General features: G+C 39.3%; 2 protein-coding genes and 1 pseudogene. 2 read left to right on the forward strand and 1 reads right to left on the reverse strand.

What is annotated here, in order from left to right:
* Window positions 1–78: 78 nt before the first annotated feature.
* Window positions 79–432 (forward strand): annotated as a pseudogene (locus EI164_RS15405) (transposase); the annotation flags it as partial.
* An 849-nt stretch (window positions 433–1,281) separates the two neighbouring features.
* On the opposite strand, the gene EI164_RS15410 reads toward EI164_RS15405, so the two are convergent.
* Window positions 1,282–2,370 carry an IS4 family transposase gene (locus EI164_RS15410; protein ID WP_318779565.1) on the reverse strand — a complete coding sequence of 363 codons (1,089 nt, stop codon included), beginning with the start codon at window positions 2,368–2,370 and terminating at the stop codon, window positions 1,282–1,284.
* Between EI164_RS15410 and EI164_RS15415 the strand changes: the two genes are divergently transcribed.
* On the forward strand, window positions 2,332–2,918 hold a 587-nt coding region (locus tag EI164_RS15415; RefSeq protein ID WP_192520839.1), incomplete at its 3' end, for an IS1 family transposase. The genes EI164_RS15410 and EI164_RS15415 overlap by 39 nt on opposite strands.

The following is a 2,918-nucleotide window of genomic DNA, read 5'->3' on the forward strand; positions in this document are numbered from 1 at the left end:
ACCATTCGCTCTCATGGTTATGCACCGATTGGTAAGCCTTGTATCGATAGCTACAACTGGTAAGGTAAAAAGCGAACCAATGTCATTGGTGCTTTGTATGAAAAGATGCTATTTGCCCTGGATTACTTTGAGACAAACATAAACAGCATCGTCTTCTATCACTGGTGCAAACACACGCTAATCCCAAGTCTTAAAACCAAATGCGTGATTGTGATGGATAACGCCAGATTTCATAAGAGCAAACGCATTCAAAAGCTACTAAACAGGCACGGGCATCGTATTCTATGGTTGCCGCCGTACAGCCCAGACCTAAACCCTATTGAAAAGAAATGGGCACAAGTGAAGTTTCTACGCCAAGGCTGGATGCAAAATGACTTATCTAAATTATTTTATGATATTTATTCTAATCATAACAATTTTATTTTGAGCTGACTATACAATTTAGCTGTCATCAAGCGATGCATGGCTATTTCTATATCTTATCCTCGCCAATATCAGGGTTTTAGTCAACTAATTTGGAGAAAATAATAATTTATACATATATGCATGTCTTAGGTATAAATATTAAAAAAATCATAAAGCAGCGTCTGACATACTCGGGACGGTCCAAGTTTGTGTATCCAAACATGTTAAATAAGAGTTTTGACTACCGCCGTCAGGCTGCTTGACTAAAATATACTAAATTTATGTCTATGCATTTGACAGCATAGCTCATACTGCTCAAGTTCGATAGAATCCTCTAAAAGATACGGAGTTTTATCTAATTTACCTTGATGAGTAGTATGAGCTGACCAATTGATGTAGGCTACGATCGACACTTAGTGCTCTGATAAAATAAAGGTACGAGCACTTATTTGGGTCTTACATATTTGAGTCTTTTTTGTTGCTTGCAAGCTGAAACTGTTAGGATTGACCGTATAACGAATCGCGAGAAATTAGGTAATGAATGTAAAAGACTATGTAGGTGATTTAATCGGTTCACAGTTTGACTGTAATGCAACATACACCTTGATATTAGAAGATGCTAAAACATAGATTGATTATAGCCAGTATAGTGCAACAATTGACTTGACTCATCTGGATGATTTTTTCTAAAAAAGGCCCTTAAATTAACAGTGCTTAAATTAACGTGTCCCATCCGTCCTAGCGGGGTTTTTATGGAAGAGTAGGTATTAACTTTTGTACTGTAAGGTTTGCACCTCTAGTTCTAGCTGTTCTAGAAGAAATATGATGAGCTATGTGGAAATTATATAAAGGAAGTCTCTGCACACGACAAAAAAATCATCCCCACCCGATTTTCATAGGTTTAGGGGTTAAAAAGCTAACTAACTGTCGAAATACAGTCTTATCATTGTTAAAGAACACCAAGTGAAGGCCCTCAATCAACACATCCAGGCCAAGCGCAAACAAACTGGCTTGAGGTCGAGCGTTTGACTTTAACTTGCGCTTTAACGGCTTATCTTTGTCTTTATAAATACCGACATGATAAGCCCAACAAAATGCTAAGGCGTTCACTGCGACTAATTTACTGACCCGATCAAGATGGGTTAAGTGGGTATCTTCAAGATTAAAGCCACGGCCCTTTAGACAAGCAAATAAAGTCTCAATCTCCCAACGCTTAGCATAGCTTGTCATCGCATCCACTGTTTCTAGTTGATTGGTGGCCACAATCACTAAACCATAGTCTTTATCACGCTTGGCAAATACTCGAACCAAACAACCATCGACAGTCAGTATTCGTCCATGTCGATATGTTTCTTGATGGCTAACATGGCGTAATAACTCTTTAATCTGTACCAACTTGCCATGATGATTCTTAACTTTACTGTTCTTCTTAATCCGTATGGCAAAGGGTATGTGATTATTGGTGAGCCAGTTAAACCATTTTTCGCCAACAAACTCTCTGTCTGCTACTATCATCTCAAGGTTATCTTTGCCAAATTGTTTGATAAACCGCTCAATAAGTTCACAGCGTTCAAGATGGTTTGTATTACCTCGCTTATCTAGCATTTGCCAGTATAAGGGGATGGCTATCCCTTTATATACCACCCCTAGCATAAAGATGTTGAGGTTACTTTTACCCCATTTCCAGTTGGTGCGGTCAATGGTTAAGGTGACTTTGCCTAGCCCAAATAGTCGATATATCATTAAAGCTAATTGATCGTAGTCTATCCTCGCTTCGGCAAAAAATCGCTGTAGTCTGCGATAGTGACTGTCGGTCTTGCCACCCTTAGGAAGGTGTCTTGCTATTTTTTTTGATGGTGTATCAAAAAGTATGCTGGGGTAATAAAGGAAGGATGACAGCCGAAGCAAGATGATATATTTGAGGTTATGAAGACACAAATACAGATCAATTGCCCCGACTGTCACAGTCCCAGTTTAAAGAAAAATGGCATAAAAAGCTATGGCAAGCAGAACTACCAGTGCAAGGACTGCAAACGCCAGTTTATTGGCGATCATGCGGTAACCTATAACGGCTGTCACTCTAGAATAGAAGATCTCATACGACTGATGACTGTCCGAGGTTGTGGTGTTAGAGACATAGCCGTTATAGCTAAGGTTAGTATTGGAAAAGTGCTTAGCACCATAGGCTCATCCATTTACAAGATTGTACCTAAGAAGCGCTACTATGAACGCTTAGAGGTTGATGAGTTCTGGACTTACGTATATCGCAAGAAGCGTAAAGTTTGGCTTATTTATGCTTATGACCGTGCTACTAATGAGATTGTCGCTTATGTCTGGGGCAAACGTGACCTAAAAACGGCTAAGAAGTTAAGAGCACGTCTTAAGCAACTTAAAGTGAGCTATGACTCTATTAGTATGGACAATTGGGACAGTTTCATAACGGCCTTTAAACCAGATAACAAACGAGTTGGCAAACAGCATACGGTAGGTATAGAAGGTAATAACTGCCGTCT

Source organism: Psychrobacter sp. FME13, from assembly GCF_014861395.1.
Taxonomy (GTDB): Bacteria; Pseudomonadota; Gammaproteobacteria; order Pseudomonadales; family Moraxellaceae; genus Psychrobacter.